1 protein-coding gene is annotated in these 336 nt (G+C 69.9%); it reads left to right on the plus strand.

Annotation, left to right across the window (positions count from 1 at the left end):
- Positions 1-336 (plus strand): sialidase family protein (locus AAH979_RS43210; protein ID WP_346263908.1); only part of this gene is annotated, 336 nt, incomplete at both ends.

Consider the following 336-nt stretch of genomic DNA (forward strand, 5'->3'; position numbering starts at 1 on the left):
CGGTCGTCGTTCGACGAGGGTCGTACCTGGCAGGGCGTGGATACGCCGCTGGACTCCACCGACGAGGGTGTGCAGGTGTACGGCACCAACGACCGGAGCGTCCCGGTGCAGGAGTGCGCGTGCTACGGCGGCTATTCCGACATGGTGGAACTGCCGGGCGGCGACGTCGGGCTGCTCTACGAGCGCGGTACCACCGACTACCGCTCGGAGATCGCCTTCGTCCGGCTCGACGACCGCGACCTGCACACCCCGGCCACCACTCCGGACGTGCGGGGCCGGTCGGCACTGGTGTTCGACGGCGTCACCACCACCCGTGGTGTGTACGGCCGGGCGTTC

The sequence above is a fragment of the Plantactinospora sp. ZYX-F-223 genome, assembly GCF_039649625.1.
Lineage (GTDB): Bacteria > Actinomycetota > Actinomycetes > Mycobacteriales > Micromonosporaceae > Plantactinospora.